The organism is Mediterranea sp. An20 (assembly GCF_002160055.1).
GTDB classification, from domain to species: Bacteria; Bacteroidota; Bacteroidia; order Bacteroidales; family Bacteroidaceae; genus Bacteroides; species Bacteroides avicola.
The window spans coordinates 68,630-83,697 of the sequence record NZ_NFJV01000001.1 but is presented as its reverse complement, the minus strand read 5'-3'; the positions used below and the strand labels follow the sequence as shown (position 1 = coordinate 83,697).

Below are 15,068 nucleotides of genomic sequence, written 5' to 3'. Positions count from 1 at the left end.
TAAATTTAAGAGTTTCACTCACTAAATCTGTTGACTGGAGATTGGTATCTGGTACATACCTGTCTCCTTTTTTTATTCTCTCACGGTATTTCTTTTTCTGGTCATTCCACCTCCTTGCTTGTTGGTTCTACACTGATTGTTATCTGGTCTCCGGTTCGTTTCAGCTTGACATCGGACGTGTAGCTGAGCAGTTCGAGCAATTGCTGCAGACTGATGCTGCGGTCGACGGTGCAGGAAAAACGTTTATCTTTCAGTCGCTGGTCTTCGTATTGCACACGGAAGTCATACCAGTGGCTTAGCTTTGTCAGTATCTCATCCAAGGTGGCATCTTTGAATATATACTCTCCCCTCGTCCACGATGTAAACATCTGGGTTTGTACGGTCCTGATGTCCGATTGGCGGCTTTCCCTGTGGTAGGTGAGCTGTTCGGAGGGTGATATTCTGAATTCTTCGCCCTTGCCGGTCTGTACGGCCACTGCTCCTTCGGCCAGCGTCACGCAGATGTTGGCTTCGTTGTCGTAGGCCGATACGTTGAACGAGGTGCCCAGCACTTCGACATCCAGTCCGCCGGTTTTCACCCGGAAAGGTTTATCGGGATTCTTGGCTACTTCAAAGTAAGCCTCGCCTTTCAGTTTCACTTCCCTCTCTCCGCCTTGGAAAGTGGTGGGGTAGGACAGCTCCGATTCGGCATTCAGCCAGATGTGTGTGCCGTCGGACAGAGTCAGTTCGTAGGCGTTGCCTTTGGGGATAATCAGGTGGTTCCATCTGACCGGTTCGTTGTCTGCTGTTTTCTCGTCCGACCGGTAACACAGCTGGTTTTGCAGGTTGTTGTGGATGGTCGCTTTTCCTGTGCTGATGGAGAAACTGTCTTCGCGCAGGTCGATGGTCGTTCCGTTGTCCAGCAGCAGGGTAGGGCGTTCGTAGGCCATGTGCGACGGTTTGGCAGGCTCGGAAGACGGTTGCCCGATGAAGTAGGCGGCCAGACACACGAGGGCTATCATGGCTGCATAGCCCATCCACTGCCGCACGATGCTCCGTTGTTTCTTGGCTATGGTTTGCCGGCGCACTTTCTGCCAGGCTTTCTCCACGTCGTACTGTCTGTGGTCTTTCCGGGGGGAGACGTTGGCCAGTCGGTAGAGCTTTTCCATCTCGCCGAACTCCCGTCGGTGGGCTTCCGACTCCGACAGCCAGTTTTGCAGGCGTCGGCGCTCTTCTTCCGTGGCTTCTCCGGTGAGCACGGCTAAGATAATCGAGTATATAGGGTCTGTAAATGATTCCATGTTTTTTCTTGCTTTTATTTATAAGACAACCGGCCTGCCCGAAATGGGTAGGGTAAAAAAGACTTTTTTTTGAAAAAATTTTCTGCGGGCGGGGTGTTCCCCCTCTCTTTTCTTCCGTTTCAGAACAGTTGTGCAAGTACGAACGCCACGGGGGGCATTAACCGGAGCAGGTCCTTCAGCTCTTCGTGCATCAGGCGGAACGCTTCTCCCAAATGATACTTGACGGTGTTGACCGAGATACCCGCGATGTCGGCTATTTCCTTGTATTTCATATTCTTCAGGCATCTCAGCAGAAACACACGCTTGCATTGGGGCGGCAGGCGGTGCAGGGCAGCCTGGATGCGCTCTTTGTGGGGAAAATCGTCACGCTCCTGTTGCATTTCCTTCCATTCTTCGAGAAACAGGGCGAGGAAATTTTCTTTGGACAGTTCGGCCTTGTAGTAGTTCAGGCAGCGGTTGTGGATGGCGCGTTGGGCGTATGACTGGAAGTGGTGTACGTTGGCAGACAGCGTTTTGTTCTCCCAAATTGTTACGAAGAATCCCTGCACGATGTCTTCGACTATTTGGGGGTCGGATACATAATGGGCGGCATACTGGCATAGGTCCTGGTAATGTGTCCGGAATAAATGTTCAAAAATCTGTTCTTCCGTCATAAGTCTTTGTTGCTCCGCAACCCCTGCCGCTCCTTTTATTGGGAGGTCGGGAGTGCAGATGGGGTGGATTAGAATAAGGGTTCCCTGATGGTCCGAGGGAAGTCGGTCTGTTTATTTTTTTGGCACAAAATTACAGAAAATTTCCATTTATGGGCAAAAGACTGGTAATTTTTATGAAATCATCCGAATTCAGTTTCCCTTTGGCGTGCATATACCTTCGCTGTCCGTCCCAGATACCGTTGCTCCGTGCTTCGTATACCGTTGCCGTTCCCTCCCCCCAGGCTGTCCGAAAACCTATCAGCTGCTATCATTCTGTCATGGCGAGCGAAGTCGAGCCATCTCACTAAATCTACAGGAACGTGTCTTGAGATCCCTCGACTGCGCTCCCTTAGAATGATAGTGTCGGAAGAGTTCTCGGACAATCTCCCCCGCTGCCCGCCGCCGTTGAAAACGGCCTTTCCGGCCCTGCTCAGGCGCCTCATGGTGGCTTGGGAGGATTTTGACAAAGAAATGCGCGATTTATGCAAAATCTCTTGGATATTGTTTCCCTTTTTATTAATTTTGCTACCGACATCTTATGTGGACTAAAAGCGTTTTTAAATAGAGAAAATATGAAACATTTGAGTCTTTTACCGGCAATTGCCCTCATGTTGCTTTCGTGTTCTGCAGAAAACGAGGAGATAATTGCTCAGCAGGTTCAGGCTTTATCGTCTGTATATGTCACTGTGCCTGATACCAGTGATGCAGTTACCATGGAAACTGTAGAACGGGTAGCCGCTAACTTCGGAAATAAACTCGTTGAAACGAAAGCGACGGGTGAGAAAAGCATTGAATCTGTCTTGACCATTCGGTCAGAGGCAGATGTTCCCCAACTCTATGTGGTTAACTACAGTAATAACGCCGGTTTCATGGTTATTTCTGCCACTAAAGACTATGAACCCGTGCTTGCTTATTCCGATCAGGGCACTTTTGATGTTACGGCGGCTGAGAATAGTGGACTTTCAGTCTGGCTGGACGAACAGAAGTATAATATTGATAAGGCAAGCAGTTTCCCGGATAGTTTGAAGCTCAAATTCCGGTCAAGGTGGATGGAATATACCGATGCTAAGAAAGAGATGCCTCAAACTCGTGCATATAGTGATGTTATAAATTTGGTTAGCAGCCAATATAATCAATGGATAGCAGAAGGATATACCGTATATTTCCTATCCGATTATAAGAATACGGATGAATTCAAAGCTTTGCCTTCGGATGTTCAGGATAAGTTCTTGACATTGCCTTTAGGATATGCCAATCCTAATTATGGGGGGAGAGATGCGGTTACTTTTGTCTTATGTAAGACCACAACTACTGTAGAGGAAGTTCTTCCTTTGACGAAGACTACATGGGATCAAATAGGTGGTTATAATGAATGTGTGCCTAATCGAGAAGAATTAGGCTGTGCTACAGTTGCGGTTGGGCAGATCATGCGTTATCATGAATATCCTGCGTACTATCCATGGGATGATATGCCTAATACAGAGCCAGAAACTGTAACGTCACAGTTCCTTGTGGAAGTTGGCAGGGCTCTCGGGATTGATTATGAACATGGCGATTCCGGTGCTAATATCAATGAAATGCTTGCTGTATTGAAGAATTTTGGATATTCTCAATCTCGGCAAGTCGGGCATGATGCATCAGTTGTGGAAGATAACTTGAAAAATAATCTTCCTGTATTGATGACTGGGTTTGACCAAGCAGGACATGGTTGGGTTTGTGATGGATTTAGATCTACATATACTGGACCAAAACAGTTATTACTGATGACGCTTGAAGATTGTCCACCTGAATATGAACCCACTAAATTTTTAAATCTTTATTCATATAGTTTAGGTCATGGCGTTGCATCATCAAGGTACCACATGAACTGGGGATGGGGTGGTATTAGTAATGGTTACTTTTTCGATGATAATTTAACCACGGATCTGGGTGATGGTACATTAGTGAATTATGTTAATGATAGAAAAGATATTGTTGATATATATCCTAATAATTAAAGTAATGGCTTGTTAGCCGGATTCTTTCTTGAGAAAGAGTAATATGAATGTAGGTCAGATTTGTAACTATTAGTGTAAACAGTAATGATGGTTTAATTTCTTAAATGCAATAATGATGAAGACAAAACTTTCCTTTTTAGCTGCGTGCAGTTTCATGCTCTGCACTTTGTTCCTTGTGGCGTGCGATAACGGGGAAGAGGCATTGACCATTTGGGATTATTCCCCGGTGGTGTGTTATGTGGCCGTGGAGGATGCTGAAGGCCATGACCTGCTCGATCCGCAGACCGAGGGCAATATCCTTGGTCAGGACATCAAGGCAGACTTCATGGGCGACACGTATGAACTGAATGCCGAGGTCGTGCAGACCCGTTATTATCTGGCGAGATTCACCGGACTGCAGTTGGTGTACGGAGGTGACGAAGAGCGTTACTATCTGCGCTTCGGTGAACTGGCGGGCGAGAACACCTACGAGAACGAACCGCTCACGTTGCACTGGGGTGATGGAAGTACGGATGTAATCACCGTGTACAACCGCCTGCTCATCCATGCGCAGGATGACCACGAAATTGTGCGCCGCTTCTCCCTCAACCAAGGACCGGAGCAGGAGAGTGATTTGCTCACCGTGACCCGTGCGGCGGGAGATACGCCCGTGCTGAACGGTGCGCCGTGGCAGTTGGACGATGTAAGCCCGGTGGTCGATGCCACGCTTGCCGATGAGATAACCGATTCTCTCGCCAAGTTGCCTTTCGGGGCCGGAACGGGTTTCAGACTCGAATTTCCCGACGGTCGGATAGAGGCGGGGCAGACCGGCACGCTGGCCATCACTTCGCCGGACGGAACGTCCGTGCAGTCGGAAATGACCGTGAAGCAGGTGCTCAGCGAAGAGAATTTCAATTTCTACCGTCAGGCATCAGACGAACAAAAGGCGGTGTACGAGGACTATGAGATTCCTTATTTCTATTTCTACATGCTTTGTGAAACGTCGTTCGGCGAAGCGGACGATGCGTCCCGCACCTACCATGTGTTTGCCGTGCGCACGGATGCCGAACCCTACTATGAATTGTGGCTATGCGAAGATCTGACCGCAAGCTTCCAGGCCTTGTATCCCGACGAAACCGTGAACCGGGCAGGGCGGCTGCTGAAAGGACAGCTTTTATTGGCAGAATAAGGTCTGTTTAAATTCTCATATTGGCGCAGGGGTGGGGCGTGGTGACGGGAATGTTTCCCCGCACGCTCCCTCCGATGCCGATATTTTCGGACTGTACGGGACGGACTATGTGGAGGTGGAATCCCGTTCGGGGTGTCTTGTGCCCCAATTGTCATTTCAGCCTGCTGGTGTGCTACCTCTGTCATAGTGTAGGCAATCGTATGTGCTGTGTATCTTTAAAGCAGGCTGAGTAATCAATCGGATTTTACTCAGACATGGGCTTATCCCGGCGAGACCGTGAACCGGAGGACTGTTGTCCTGCGTGCCGGCCCGGCATCCCTTGTCTGACGGGTGAAATGCGAAATTCTTCGTTCTTCGTTCTTCATTCTTCATTATAATCCGTATCTTTGTGGCGCATAACTCAACGCAGAGACAGATTATGACGATTAAAGAATTTTTCTCCTTCCGCGCCAACCGCTTTTTCTGGCTCAACCTGCTGGCCATGCCCGTCGTGCTGACCATCCTGGTGATAGCTACCCTCAGGTGGCTGGACGCTTATACGCACCACGGCGAAGCGGTGACGGTGCCCGACGTGAAACACAAACCCGTGGCCGAGGCGCAGAAAATACTCGCGGCAGACGGACTGCAAAGCGTGGTGGCAGACTCGACCTACGTCAAGACGCTCCCGCCGGGCTGTGTGCTCGAATACCGGCCCGCCGTCAACCAGCGCGTGAAGCGCGGACGAATCGTCTACCTGACCGTCAACACCAGCAACGTGCCCTTGGTGGAACTGCCCGACGTGGCCGACAACAGCTCTCTGCGAGAGGCTGAAGCACGGCTCCTGGCTGCCGGATTCAAACTGATGCCCAACGATACCGTGCCCGGCGAGAAAGACTGGGTGTATGGCGTGAAGTGCGAAGGACGAGTGCTCGACTTCAAGGAGAAGGTGCCGCAGGGTGCCTATCTGACCATCGTCGTGGGCGACGGATTGGAACATACCGAAATCATGCCCGAGACCTTGGCAACCGACTCTATGGGCTTGCAACGACAGCAACAGACGACGGGGGCGGCCGATGAGTCGTGGTTCTGACGGGTGGAGTGAAGAACGAAGAAAGAAAAAATGATGGAGGAAGAATTAGCCGGCCGACAGGACGAACTGACGGACGATGAACTGGACGAACTGGAGCCTGCCGCCGCAGGCGACGGAACGCAACTCTACGAACACTTCCGCGTGGTGGTGGACAAGGGGCAGGAGATGGTGCGTGTAGACAAATATCTCTTCGACCGTATCACCAACGCCTCGCGCAACCGCATACAGAAGGCTGCCGACGCGGGGTTTGTCCTGGCCAACGGACGGCCCGTGAAGTGCAGCTACAAGGTGAAGCCGCTCGATGTCATCACACTCTCGATGGACCGGCCGCCTTACGACAACGACATTATCCCCGAAGACATTCCGCTTGAGGTGGTCTACGAAGACGACGACTTGCTCGTGGTCAATAAACCGGCGGGGCTCGTGGTGCATCCCGGACATGGAAACTGGCACGGCACGCTGGTCAACGCCATCGCCTGGCACCTGAAGGACAACCCCCGCTACGATGCCAACGACCCTCACGTGGGACTCGTACACCGCATCGACAAGGATACGTCCGGACTGCTCGTCGTGGCAAAAACACCCGACGCCAAGACTTGCCTCGGCAACCAATTCCTGCACAAAACTACCCGGCGACGCTACCGTGCCTTGGTGTGGGGCATCGTAGAGCAAGACGAAGGAACCATCTGCGCCAACATCGGACGAGACCCGAAGGACCGCATGCTGATGACCGTCCTGCCCGAAGGAGAGGGACGGCATGCCGTCACACACTACCGCGTGATGGAACGGCTGGGCTACGTCACCTTGGTGGAGTGTGTGCTCGAAACAGGACGCACGCACCAGATTCGCGTACACATGAAACACATCGGACACACTCTCTTCAACGATTCACGCTACGGGGGCCACGAAATCCTGAGGGGCACCCGTTTCGCCAAATATAAACAGTTTGTCAACAACTGCTTCGACATCTGTCCGCGGCAGGCACTGCATGCCATGACGCTGGGATTCAAACACCCCGTCACGGGCGAGGAGATGGACTTCACCTGTCCCGTTCCTCCCGACATGACTGCCTTGGTCGACAAATGGCGAGGCTATATCAGTAACAGAGATTCAGTATGAAACGTACGATTGCTATTGTGGCCGGAGGAGACACCTCCGAGTATGAAGTTTCCCTGCGCAGCGCGCAAGGTATCGAATCCTTTCTCGACAAGGACAGGTACATCTCTTATATCGTCGTGATGCACGGCACCGACTGGCACGTGCAACTGCCGGGAGGCGGCACAACGCCTGTCGACCGCAACGACTTCAGCTTCACGCTGGCAGGAGAAAAGACGCGGTTCGATTATGCCTACATCACCATCCACGGCACGCCCGGCGAAGACGGACGGCTGCAGGGCTATTTCGACATGCTCCGCCTGCCTTACTCCGGCTGCGGAGTGATGGCTTCGGCCCTCACCTACAACAAGTTTGTCTGCAACCAGTATCTCAAGGGGTTCGGCGTGCGCATCGCCGAATCGCTGCTCCTGCGCCGCGGACAGGGCATCGCCGACGAGGACGTGGTGCAGAAAATCGGACTGCCCTGCTTCGTCAAACCCAACCTGGGAGGCTCCAGCTTCGGAGTAAGCCGGGTGAATACGCCCGCACAAATCCAACCGGCCATCGCCAAGGCTTTTGCCGAGGCTGATGAGGTGTTGGTAGAGGCGTTCCTGGACGGCACGGAGGTGACCTGCGGATGCTACAAGACCAAGCAGCATGCGGTGACTTTCCCCGTCACGGAGGTCGTCTCGCACCACGAGTATTTTGACTACGACGCGAAGTATTGCGGCGACTCCGACGAGATTACGCCTGCACGAATCCCCGATGAACTGAGCGAACGTGTGCAGAAACTCACCTCGGCCGTCTATGACATCGTGGGGGCCGCCGGACTGATACGCGTGGATTACATCATCACCGAGGGCTCTAAAATCAACCTGATTGACGTGAACACCACGCCCGGCATGACTGCCACCAGCTTCATACCACAGCAGGTGCGCGCCGCCGGACTGGACATCAGCGACGTGATGACCGACATCATCGAGCAGGGCTGACCGTAGCGTCGCCGACTACCACTGACCATTAACCATTAACCATCAATGAACATGTACGAAGAATTTGACGAAATCCGCCCTTATTACGACGAGGAACTGCCCGCCGTATTCGAAGAACTGATTGCCGACCCCGCCTTCCGTCATGTGCTGGAACTGGCCCTTCCCGGCGTGCCTTTCGACGTGCTGGCATCCAGGATGCGTATGTGCAAGAGCAAACTGCAATTCCAGGTAGATTTCTGCTATGATTTCCTGAAGAGAATCATACGGGAGGCTACGTTGGGAGTGACGCTCGACAATTCATCCTTGGCCGACGAGGGAAAGGCGTATACTTATGTGTCCAACCACCGCGACATCGTGCTCGACTCCGGATTCCTCTCGTTGATGCTGGTGGAAAAGGGGCTGAATACGGTCGAGATTGCCATCGGCGACAACCTGCTCATCTACCCCTGGATTAAGAAACTGGTGCGCATCAACAAGTCGTTCATCGTGCAGCGGGCGCTGACCATGCGACAGATGCTGGAGGCGTCGGCACGCATGTCGAGATACATGCACTATACCATCGGGCTCAAACACCAGTCTATCTGGATTGCACAGCGCGAAGGACGTGCCAAAGACTCCAACGACCGCACACAGGAGAGCATCCTCAAGATGTTTGCCATGGCGGGCGAAGGCGATGTCATCAGCCGGCTGAAGGAGATGAACATCGTGCCGCTGGCCATCTCTTACGAGTTTGACCCCTGCGACTATCTCAAGGCCAAGGAATTCCAGATGAAGCGCGATAACCCCGACTACAAGAAAACCACCGCCGACGACCTGCTGAACATGCAGACGGGACTGATGGGATGGAAGGGGCACGTACACTTCTGCACCGCACCTTGCCTCAATGAGCAGCTGGAACGCCTGGACCCCGCGCTGCCCAAACAGGAACTCTTCGCCCGCGTGGCAGGACTGATAGACCGGGGCATCTTTGCCAATTACCGACTCTATCCCAACAACTACGTGGCGGCCGACCTGCTGGAGGGGGGAAACCGATTCGCCGCGCATTATACGGCCGACGACCGCCAGCGGTTCACTGCTTACATTGACCGCCAGTTGGGGCGCATCGACCTGCCTGGCAAAGACGATGACTTCTTGCGCGGGAAACTTCTGGAGATGTATGCCAACCCCTTGCGTAACCAGTTAAGTTTGTGAAGATGAGAAAAATGCACGGCTCTTTGCGAAAACTCCTGATGCTGCCCGCGGCCTTGCTGCTCTGGGCGGCATGTAGCGACGACGACTACCACTATCCGTCGGTCAGCCTGGAGTATCTGACGGCTCGCAGCAACTCTGCCGGCACGCTGGAAACGGTGCTGACCGACGGGGGAGGGCTTTATGCGGTGCTCAACGAGGTGACCGCGCCCAACCGTGCCGCCGACTCTACCCTGCGCATCATTGCCAACTATGCCTGCGAGCTTGCCGACAACGGCGACACGACGGGCGTCCTGCTTTATTCGGCCAGCACGGTGGTGTCGCCCGTGCCCCAGCCTGCCGCAGCTTTTGCCGGAGGGGTGAAGACCGACCCCGCTTCGGTGCTGAGCATCTGGATGGGGCTGGACTACCTGAACGTGGTGCTGGAAATCAAGGGGACGGATGCGGCGCATGCCTTTCATTTCGTAGAAGACAAGGTGGAAGGCGGGGAGGAGGAGGCACACCGGGAGGTTGCGCTGACGCTTTACCACGATGCCGCCGACGACCCACCGTATTACACGCGCCGTGCTTATCTCTCCGTACCGCTCTGCTCCTATATTACAGACCAGACCGAATCGCTTACCGTCCGGTTCAGCCTGCAAAACGAGGAGGATGAGACGGAAACTTATACGTTCAATTACCTGCCCCGGCGGTAGCCGCAGGCAAGATACAAGCAGATTTTATTGAATTGAATATGAAAACCATTCTTACCGTGCTGGGGGCCGTCCTTGCCTTTCTGTGGGCCTGCCAGCAACAACCCGGCGGCTTTGAAACTCTCTCCGTCGACGACTTCCGGAGCCTGATAGACGACCCCTCCGTGCAGCGTCTCGATGTGCGCACTACCGCCGAATACACCGAAGGGCATATCCCCGGCAGTCTCAACATCAATGTGCTCGACAGCCAGTTTGCCCCGATGGCCGACTCGCTCTTGCAGAAAGACCGTCCCGTGGCTGTGTATTGCCGCAGCGGCAAGCGCAGCAAGAAGGCGGCAGAGGTGCTTACCCGGTCGGGCTACCGGGTGTACGAACTTGCCACCGGCTTCCAGGGCTGGCAGGCGGCAGGGGGCGACGTGGAGAAGTGAAAAAAGAAAGGACCAACCGTATGGGATAACGGTTGGTCCTTTCTGTACCCGGAGCGGGACTTGAACCCGCACAGCCATTACTGGCCAAAGGATTTTAAGTCCTTCGTGTCTACCATTCCACCATCCGGGCGGACCTTGTGAAGATGAGCGGCAAACGAGACTCGAACTCGCGACCCCGACCTTGGCAAGGTCGTGCTCTACCAACTGAGCTATTGCCGCAGGGCTTAAAGAACGGCTGCAAAGATAGGAAGTTTTCTGTTTACTGGCAACTATTTCTTTAAATAAATATGATGCCCGGCCTCGAAGAGGGGCGAAAGAAGGGGCGTCGGTCTGAAGAAAACGGGCAGGGAGAGCCTCCCCGCCGTCAAGATTTATCTGCCCAGCAAGGCTTTTTCGGCCTGCTCCATTCTCTCGAAGTGGAAGCCCTCGGTCACCTCGTGCATCAGAGCAGTGATGCGGTCGTTGCACAGGTTGCCGATGCTGCCCTCGTGCGTGTGGTGCACTTCCTTGACGGGCGTGAACTGTCCCGCCTCAATCTCCAGCCCCACTTTCTTGTAGGCATCGCGGAAAGGCATGCCTTCGCGTGCCAGGCGGTTGACTTCTTCGACGCTGAAAATCGGGTCGTAGCGGTGGTCGTCGAGGATGTGTTTGTTCACCTTGATTTCGTGCATGATGTAAGTAACCATCTGCAGGCAGTCCTTCAGTTCGTCGAAAGCAGGCAGGAATACCTCCTTGATGATTTGCAGGTCGCGGAAGTACCCCGATGGCAGGTTGTTGGCAATCATCATGATTTGCTGGGGCAGCGCCTGCAGTTTGTTGCACTTGGCCCTGGTCAGTTCGAACACGTCGGGGTTCTTCTTGTGCGGCATGATGCTGGAGCCGGTGGTGCAGTCGTCGGGCAGCTTCACGAAGCCGAAGTTCTGGCTGTTGAAGAGGCAGGCGTCGAACGCCAGTTTGGACAGCGTTCCGGCGATGGAAGCCAGTGCGAACGCCACGTTTCGTTCCATCTTGCCGCGTCCCATCTGTGCATAGACCACGTTGTAGTTCATGGAGTCGAAGCCCAGCAGTTCGGTAGTCATCGTGCGGTTGAGCGGGAACGACGAGCCATAGCCTGCCGCCGAACCCAGCGGGTTGCGGTTGCACAGACGGTAGGCAGCCTGCAGGAACATCATGTCGTCCACCAGGCTTTCGGCATACGCTCCGAACCACAAGCCGAACGACGAGGGCATGGCCACCTGCAAGTGCGTATATCCCGGCATGAGCACGTCCTTGTAGGCCTCGCTCTGCTGTATGAGCACGCCGAAGAGCTGCTGCACCGCCTCGGCTATGTCTTTGATTTGGGCACGTGTGAAGAGCTTGAGGTCGAGCAATACCTGGTCGTTGCGCGAGCGTCCGCTGTGTATTTTCTTGCCCACGTCGCCCAGTCGCCGGGTCAGCATCAGTTCCACCTGCGAGTGTACGTCTTCCACGCCGTCCTCGATGGTGAAACGTCCTTGTTCGGCTTCGGCGTAGATGAGCTTCATTTCCGCCAGCAGCCGTTGCAGTTCGTCGTTGGTGAGCAGTCCGATGCTTTCCAGCATGGTGATATGTGCCATAGAACCCAGCACGTCATATTTCGCCAGGTAGAGATCCATTTCGCGGTCGCGTCCCACGGTGAATCGTTCGATGTCTTTATTGATTTCGACGGATTTTTCCCAAAGTTTCAGAGCCACGTTGGTGTTGTTTTTAGAGGGGTTATCGGGTATGCGGGGTATGTAAGAGAGCTTGAAGCGGCAGAGTAAAGCCGGCGGTTCTGCCTTTGCGTGGCGAACAGTCGGCTTGTCTTCTGCTGTTTCTTTTTCTCTTTTTTCTTTCTTGTCTTATGAGTTATACGGGATCATCGCCAGCATGTCGGCCATTTTCTCCAGTCCTTCCTGCAATGGTTTCTGCACCATGGTCTTCATGAACGGGTTCAGTTCCATGCCGATGGTCAGTTTCATTTTGCACTCTGTGTCGCTGACGGGCAGAATCTGTATCCAGAGGTTGAAGGGCAGTGGCGAGGACGTGGTTCCGAACTTGATGCATTTCTCCGGTTCACGTTCCACAATCTGCAGGGTGACGGTTCCGGCGGGAGGTACGTCCATGCTGAGCGTATCTGCGTCGAAAGTGAGGTTTTTCACCTTGTCTTCCGGCAGTCGGTCTTTGATTTGTGCCAGATTATTGAGGTCGGACAATTTGGCGTATACAGCCGCCTGTGTGGCTGCTACGTGCTTGATGCTGCTTTCAAACTTCGTCATTCGTTCGTTGTTTATTTGGCAGCGTCCCAGTGTGCAGGGTCTTTGCGCCATTCGTTCAGCGTTTCGATGTCCTGTTCTTCGATGTATCCGGTGCGTAGTGCCACATCCATCACGGCCTCGTAGTTGGTGAGCGTCACCAGTGATACTTTGGCGTCTTTGAATGCTTTTTCGGCCACGGGGAATCCGTAGGTATAGGCTGCCACCATGCCGATGACTTCGCAGCCGTCGCGTCGGATGGCGTCAACGGCTTTCAGGCTGCTTCCTCCGGTCGAGATAAGGTCTTCTACCACTACGACCTTCATGCCCGGTCGCAGTTCGCCTTCAATGAGGTTTTCCAGCCCGTGGTCTTTCGGGGTGGAGCGCACATAGACAAAAGGCAGATTCAATGCGTCGGCTACCAAAGCGCCTTGTGGAATGGCTCCGGTGGCTACGCCGGCAATGGCGTCGGCCTGTCCGAAGCGTTCGAGAATCAGCCGTGTGATTTCCGTTTTCACGAAGCTGCGCAGCGACGGATAGGACAGTGTCTTGCGGTTGTCGCAATAGAAAGGCGACTTCCAGCCGGACGCCCACGTGAAAGGATTGGCCGGTTGAATCTTAATCGCTTTGATTTTCAGTAGCTTTTCAGCAAACAGTCTTTCTAAGGTTTTCATTGTTAATCTGTGCTTATGTGATTAATCCACTGCAAATGTACGTAATCAGAATGAGAAAAGGAAGAGATATGCCTATTTTTTACTTTGTTTCTTCATTTTCCTCCGGCAGGTCGATGCACTGTCGGATGTCATCTGCCGCGAAGCCCCGGCTGAGTGCGAAGCGCATCAGTTTTCCGTTGCGTTCGTAGTCGTTTTCAGCGCGTATGCTTTTGCGTTTGGCTTCGAGCAGGGCGCGCAGGGTGGCGAGGTAGTCGTCGGCATCGATGGCGTTGAGCAGGGGCCGGTAGATGTATGGGTCCAGTCTTTTTTGCTGCAGGGCCATGTCTATTTTCTGTTTTCCCCACTTGTCGAGCCGGAATTTGTCGTTGATGAAGGCGCGGCAGTATCGGCTTTCGTCGATGAATTTCTCCTGCTCCAGCCGGTCGGCAATGCGGTCGGCCACGTCGTAGGGCACGTTGCGTTTCACCAGTTTTTCGGTCACTTCCGAGCGGCAGTGTTCGCCGGCGGCGCACCAGGTCTGCATGCGTTTCAGTTCTTCGTTCTCGTTTATCTCGTTCATCTTTACTATGATTATGGTGAGCAAAATCAAGTGTTCCGGCCAGTTTTTCCCCGTCCGGCCGTGTGTATGGAGGCTGGGGGTTGCTGTCAGGCCAGGGGGTTGCGTCCTGTGACGAACCTTTCGTTGCCGCTCAGGTCGCGGGTGGAGCTTACCTCCGTGTATCCCTGTTGCAGGAGTAGCGCCACCGTTTCTTGTGCGAAGGCGCGGTTAATCTCGAAAGCCATCCGTCCGCCGGGCACCAGCAGTTTCCGTCCTATCCGTCCGATGTGGCGGTAGAATCGCAGCGGGTCGTTGTCGGGCACGAAGAGCGCCCTTTCCGGTTCATACAGCAGCACGTTGGGTTGCATGTCGTTGCGTTCGTTTTCGGTCACGTAGGGCGGGTTGCTGACGATGAGGTCGAACCTTCCTTCCGTGTCCTCCTCCGGTTCATACGCCAGGACGTCCTGTTGCCGGAAGCAGACGTGCGCTCCGAGTCGTCGGCAGTTGTCTCGTGCCGTGTCCAGCGCTTCGTCTGCGATGTCCCATGCTTCCACCTGTGCGCCGGGCACCTCCAGCGCCAGGGTCACGGCGATGCATCCGCTGCCCGTTCCCACGTCGAGGATGCGTGCTCCGGGGGGTGTTGTCTGCACGAGGCGTTCCACCAGTTCCTCCGTTTCCGGTCGTGGAATCAGCACGCCCCGTTTCACGCCGAAGTCCCGTCCGGCAAACCTTGCCTTCCCTTCGATGTATTGCATCGGCTCGTAGTCCAGCAGGCGTTGTGCCAGTTCGTGGGCCCGTTGCGCCTGTCGGGGGTCGTCGGGGAGCGGTTCGTTCAGCACATAGTCTGTGGGGCGCTGTCCCAGCAGTTCGCAGCACACGATGCGTGCCAAGGCGGCTGCTTCCCGTTCATCGTATTTGGTTTTCAGCAGTTTGCGCCATTCGGCGGGAGTCTGTGGCATGGGATTTATTTTTTTTGCGGGCGCAAAGATAGAGATTTATTTTG

Annotated in this window: 15 protein-coding genes and 2 tRNA genes; 8 read left to right on the top strand and 9 right to left on the bottom strand. The window is 54.0% G+C overall.

Features of this window, described 5'->3' with window-relative positions:
* Positions 1–101: 101 nt before the first annotated feature.
* Together B5F34_RS00380 and B5F34_RS00375 are read right to left on the bottom strand one after the other, a co-directional pair.
* Positions 102–1,280: a FecR domain-containing protein gene (locus B5F34_RS00380; RefSeq protein ID WP_087333876.1), complete on the bottom strand. Its 1,179-nt coding sequence runs from the start codon at positions 1,278–1,280 to the stop codon at positions 102–104.
* A gap of 119 nt (positions 1,281–1,399) precedes the next feature.
* Positions 1,400–1,933 carry an RNA polymerase sigma-70 factor gene (locus B5F34_RS00375; RefSeq protein ID WP_087333874.1) on the bottom strand — a complete coding sequence of 178 codons (534 nt, stop codon included), beginning with the start codon at positions 1,931–1,933 and terminating at the stop codon, positions 1,400–1,402.
* A 521-nt stretch (positions 1,934–2,454) separates the two neighbouring features.
* On the opposite strand from B5F34_RS00375, the gene B5F34_RS00365 reads away from it, so the two are divergent.
* The 8 genes from B5F34_RS00365 (at position 2,455) to B5F34_RS00330 (ending at position 10,601) form a co-directional block, all read left to right on the top strand.
* Complete coding sequence (locus tag B5F34_RS00365) at positions 2,455–3,969, top strand: C10 family peptidase (protein WP_087333869.1); 1,515 nt, start codon at positions 2,455–2,457, stop codon at positions 3,967–3,969.
* A 112-nt stretch (positions 3,970–4,081) separates the two neighbouring features.
* Complete coding sequence (locus B5F34_RS00360) at positions 4,082–5,137, top strand: hypothetical protein (RefSeq protein WP_087333867.1); 1,056 nt, start codon at positions 4,082–4,084, stop codon at positions 5,135–5,137.
* Between the two features lie 418 nt (positions 5,138–5,555).
* The gene (locus tag B5F34_RS00355; RefSeq protein ID WP_087333865.1) at positions 5,556–6,206 is read left to right on the top strand and encodes a PASTA domain-containing protein; all 651 of its coding nucleotides are present in this window, start codon (positions 5,556–5,558) and stop codon (positions 6,204–6,206) included.
* A 33-nt stretch (positions 6,207–6,239) separates the two neighbouring features.
* Positions 6,240–7,325: an RluA family pseudouridine synthase gene (locus B5F34_RS00350; protein WP_087333863.1), complete on the top strand. Its 1,086-nt coding sequence runs from the start codon at positions 6,240–6,242 to the stop codon at positions 7,323–7,325.
* Positions 7,322–8,293 carry a D-alanine--D-alanine ligase gene (locus B5F34_RS00345; RefSeq protein WP_087333861.1) on the top strand — a complete coding sequence of 324 codons (972 nt, stop codon included), beginning with the start codon at positions 7,322–7,324 and terminating at the stop codon, positions 8,291–8,293. Before B5F34_RS00350 ends, B5F34_RS00345 begins: the two co-directional genes overlap by 4 nt.
* 45 nt (positions 8,294–8,338) lie before the next feature.
* Entirely contained in the window at positions 8,339–9,484 is a 1,146-nt protein-coding gene (locus B5F34_RS00340; RefSeq protein ID WP_087333860.1) for a 1-acyl-sn-glycerol-3-phosphate acyltransferase, read from the top strand.
* A gap of 2 nt (positions 9,485–9,486) precedes the next feature.
* Entirely contained in the window at positions 9,487–10,176 is a 690-nt protein-coding gene (locus B5F34_RS00335) for a NigD-like C-terminal domain-containing protein (protein ID WP_239448734.1), read from the top strand.
* Positions 10,177–10,214: 38 nt separating this feature from the next.
* Positions 10,215–10,601 carry a rhodanese-like domain-containing protein gene (locus B5F34_RS00330; protein WP_087333858.1) on the top strand — a complete coding sequence of 129 codons (387 nt, stop codon included), beginning with the start codon at positions 10,215–10,217 and terminating at the stop codon, positions 10,599–10,601.
* 45 nt (positions 10,602–10,646) lie between these two features.
* On the opposite strand, the gene B5F34_RS00325 is transcribed toward B5F34_RS00330, so the two are convergent.
* From B5F34_RS00325 to prmC, 7 genes are all read right to left on the bottom strand, one after another.
* Positions 10,647–10,731: transfer RNA gene (locus tag B5F34_RS00325), tRNA-Leu, on the bottom strand.
* A gap of 16 nt (positions 10,732–10,747) precedes the next feature.
* Positions 10,748–10,820: transfer RNA gene (locus tag B5F34_RS00320), tRNA-Gly, on the bottom strand.
* A gap of 152 nt (positions 10,821–10,972) precedes the next feature.
* The gene (gene argH / locus B5F34_RS00315) at positions 10,973–12,313 is read right to left on the bottom strand and encodes an argininosuccinate lyase (RefSeq protein WP_087333856.1); all 1,341 of its coding nucleotides are present in this window, start codon (positions 12,311–12,313) and stop codon (positions 10,973–10,975) included.
* Between the two features lie 147 nt (positions 12,314–12,460).
* Positions 12,461–12,877, bottom strand: coding sequence for an SRPBCC family protein (locus B5F34_RS00310; RefSeq protein ID WP_087333854.1), 417 nt, complete (start codon positions 12,875–12,877; stop codon positions 12,461–12,463).
* Positions 12,878–12,888: 11 nt separating this feature from the next.
* Positions 12,889–13,527, bottom strand: a complete 639-nt coding sequence (gene pyrE / locus B5F34_RS00305) for an orotate phosphoribosyltransferase (RefSeq protein ID WP_087333852.1) — start codon at positions 13,525–13,527, stop codon at positions 12,889–12,891.
* Positions 13,528–13,606: 79 nt separating this feature from the next.
* The gene (locus tag B5F34_RS00300; RefSeq protein WP_087334267.1) at positions 13,607–14,086 is read right to left on the bottom strand and encodes a regulatory protein RecX; all 480 of its coding nucleotides are present in this window, start codon (positions 14,084–14,086) and stop codon (positions 13,607–13,609) included.
* A gap of 86 nt (positions 14,087–14,172) precedes the next feature.
* Positions 14,173–15,024 (bottom strand): peptide chain release factor N(5)-glutamine methyltransferase, encoded by an 852-nt coding sequence (gene prmC, locus B5F34_RS00295; RefSeq protein WP_087333850.1) that lies wholly within the window; start codon positions 15,022–15,024, stop codon positions 14,173–14,175.
* Between the last annotated feature and the right edge of the window lie 44 nt (positions 15,025–15,068).

Bases quoted from the DNA above. Each gene is read 5' to 3' on its own strand.
- B5F34_RS00380 (WP_087333876.1), bottom strand. From the start codon at position 1,280: ATGGAATCATTTACAGACCCTATATACTCGATTATCTTAGCCGTGCTC.
- B5F34_RS00375 (WP_087333874.1), bottom strand. From the start codon at position 1,933: ATGACGGAAGAACAGATTTTTGAACATTTATTCCGGACACATTACCAG.
- B5F34_RS00365 (WP_087333869.1), top strand. From the start codon at position 2,455: ATGCAAAATCTCTTGGATATTGTTTCCCTTTTTATTAATTTTGCTACC.
- B5F34_RS00360 (WP_087333867.1), top strand. From the start codon at position 4,082: ATGATGAAGACAAAACTTTCCTTTTTAGCTGCGTGCAGTTTCATGCTC.
- B5F34_RS00355 (WP_087333865.1), top strand. From the start codon at position 5,556: ATGACGATTAAAGAATTTTTCTCCTTCCGCGCCAACCGCTTTTTCTGG.
- B5F34_RS00350 (WP_087333863.1), top strand. From the start codon at position 6,240: ATGGAGGAAGAATTAGCCGGCCGACAGGACGAACTGACGGACGATGAA.
- B5F34_RS00345 (WP_087333861.1), top strand. From the start codon at position 7,322: ATGAAACGTACGATTGCTATTGTGGCCGGAGGAGACACCTCCGAGTAT.
- B5F34_RS00340 (WP_087333860.1), top strand. From the start codon at position 8,339: ATGAACATGTACGAAGAATTTGACGAAATCCGCCCTTATTACGACGAG.
- B5F34_RS00335 (WP_239448734.1), top strand. From the start codon at position 9,487: ATGAGAAAAATGCACGGCTCTTTGCGAAAACTCCTGATGCTGCCCGCG.
- B5F34_RS00330 (WP_087333858.1), top strand. From the start codon at position 10,215: ATGAAAACCATTCTTACCGTGCTGGGGGCCGTCCTTGCCTTTCTGTGG.
- B5F34_RS00310 (WP_087333854.1), bottom strand. From the start codon at position 12,877: ATGACGAAGTTTGAAAGCAGCATCAAGCACGTAGCAGCCACACAGGCG.
- pyrE (WP_087333852.1), bottom strand. From the start codon at position 13,527: ATGAAAACCTTAGAAAGACTGTTTGCTGAAAAGCTACTGAAAATCAAA.
- B5F34_RS00300 (WP_087334267.1), bottom strand. From the start codon at position 14,086: ATGAACGAGATAAACGAGAACGAAGAACTGAAACGCATGCAGACCTGG.
- prmC (WP_087333850.1), bottom strand. From the start codon at position 15,024: ATGCCACAGACTCCCGCCGAATGGCGCAAACTGCTGAAAACCAAATAC.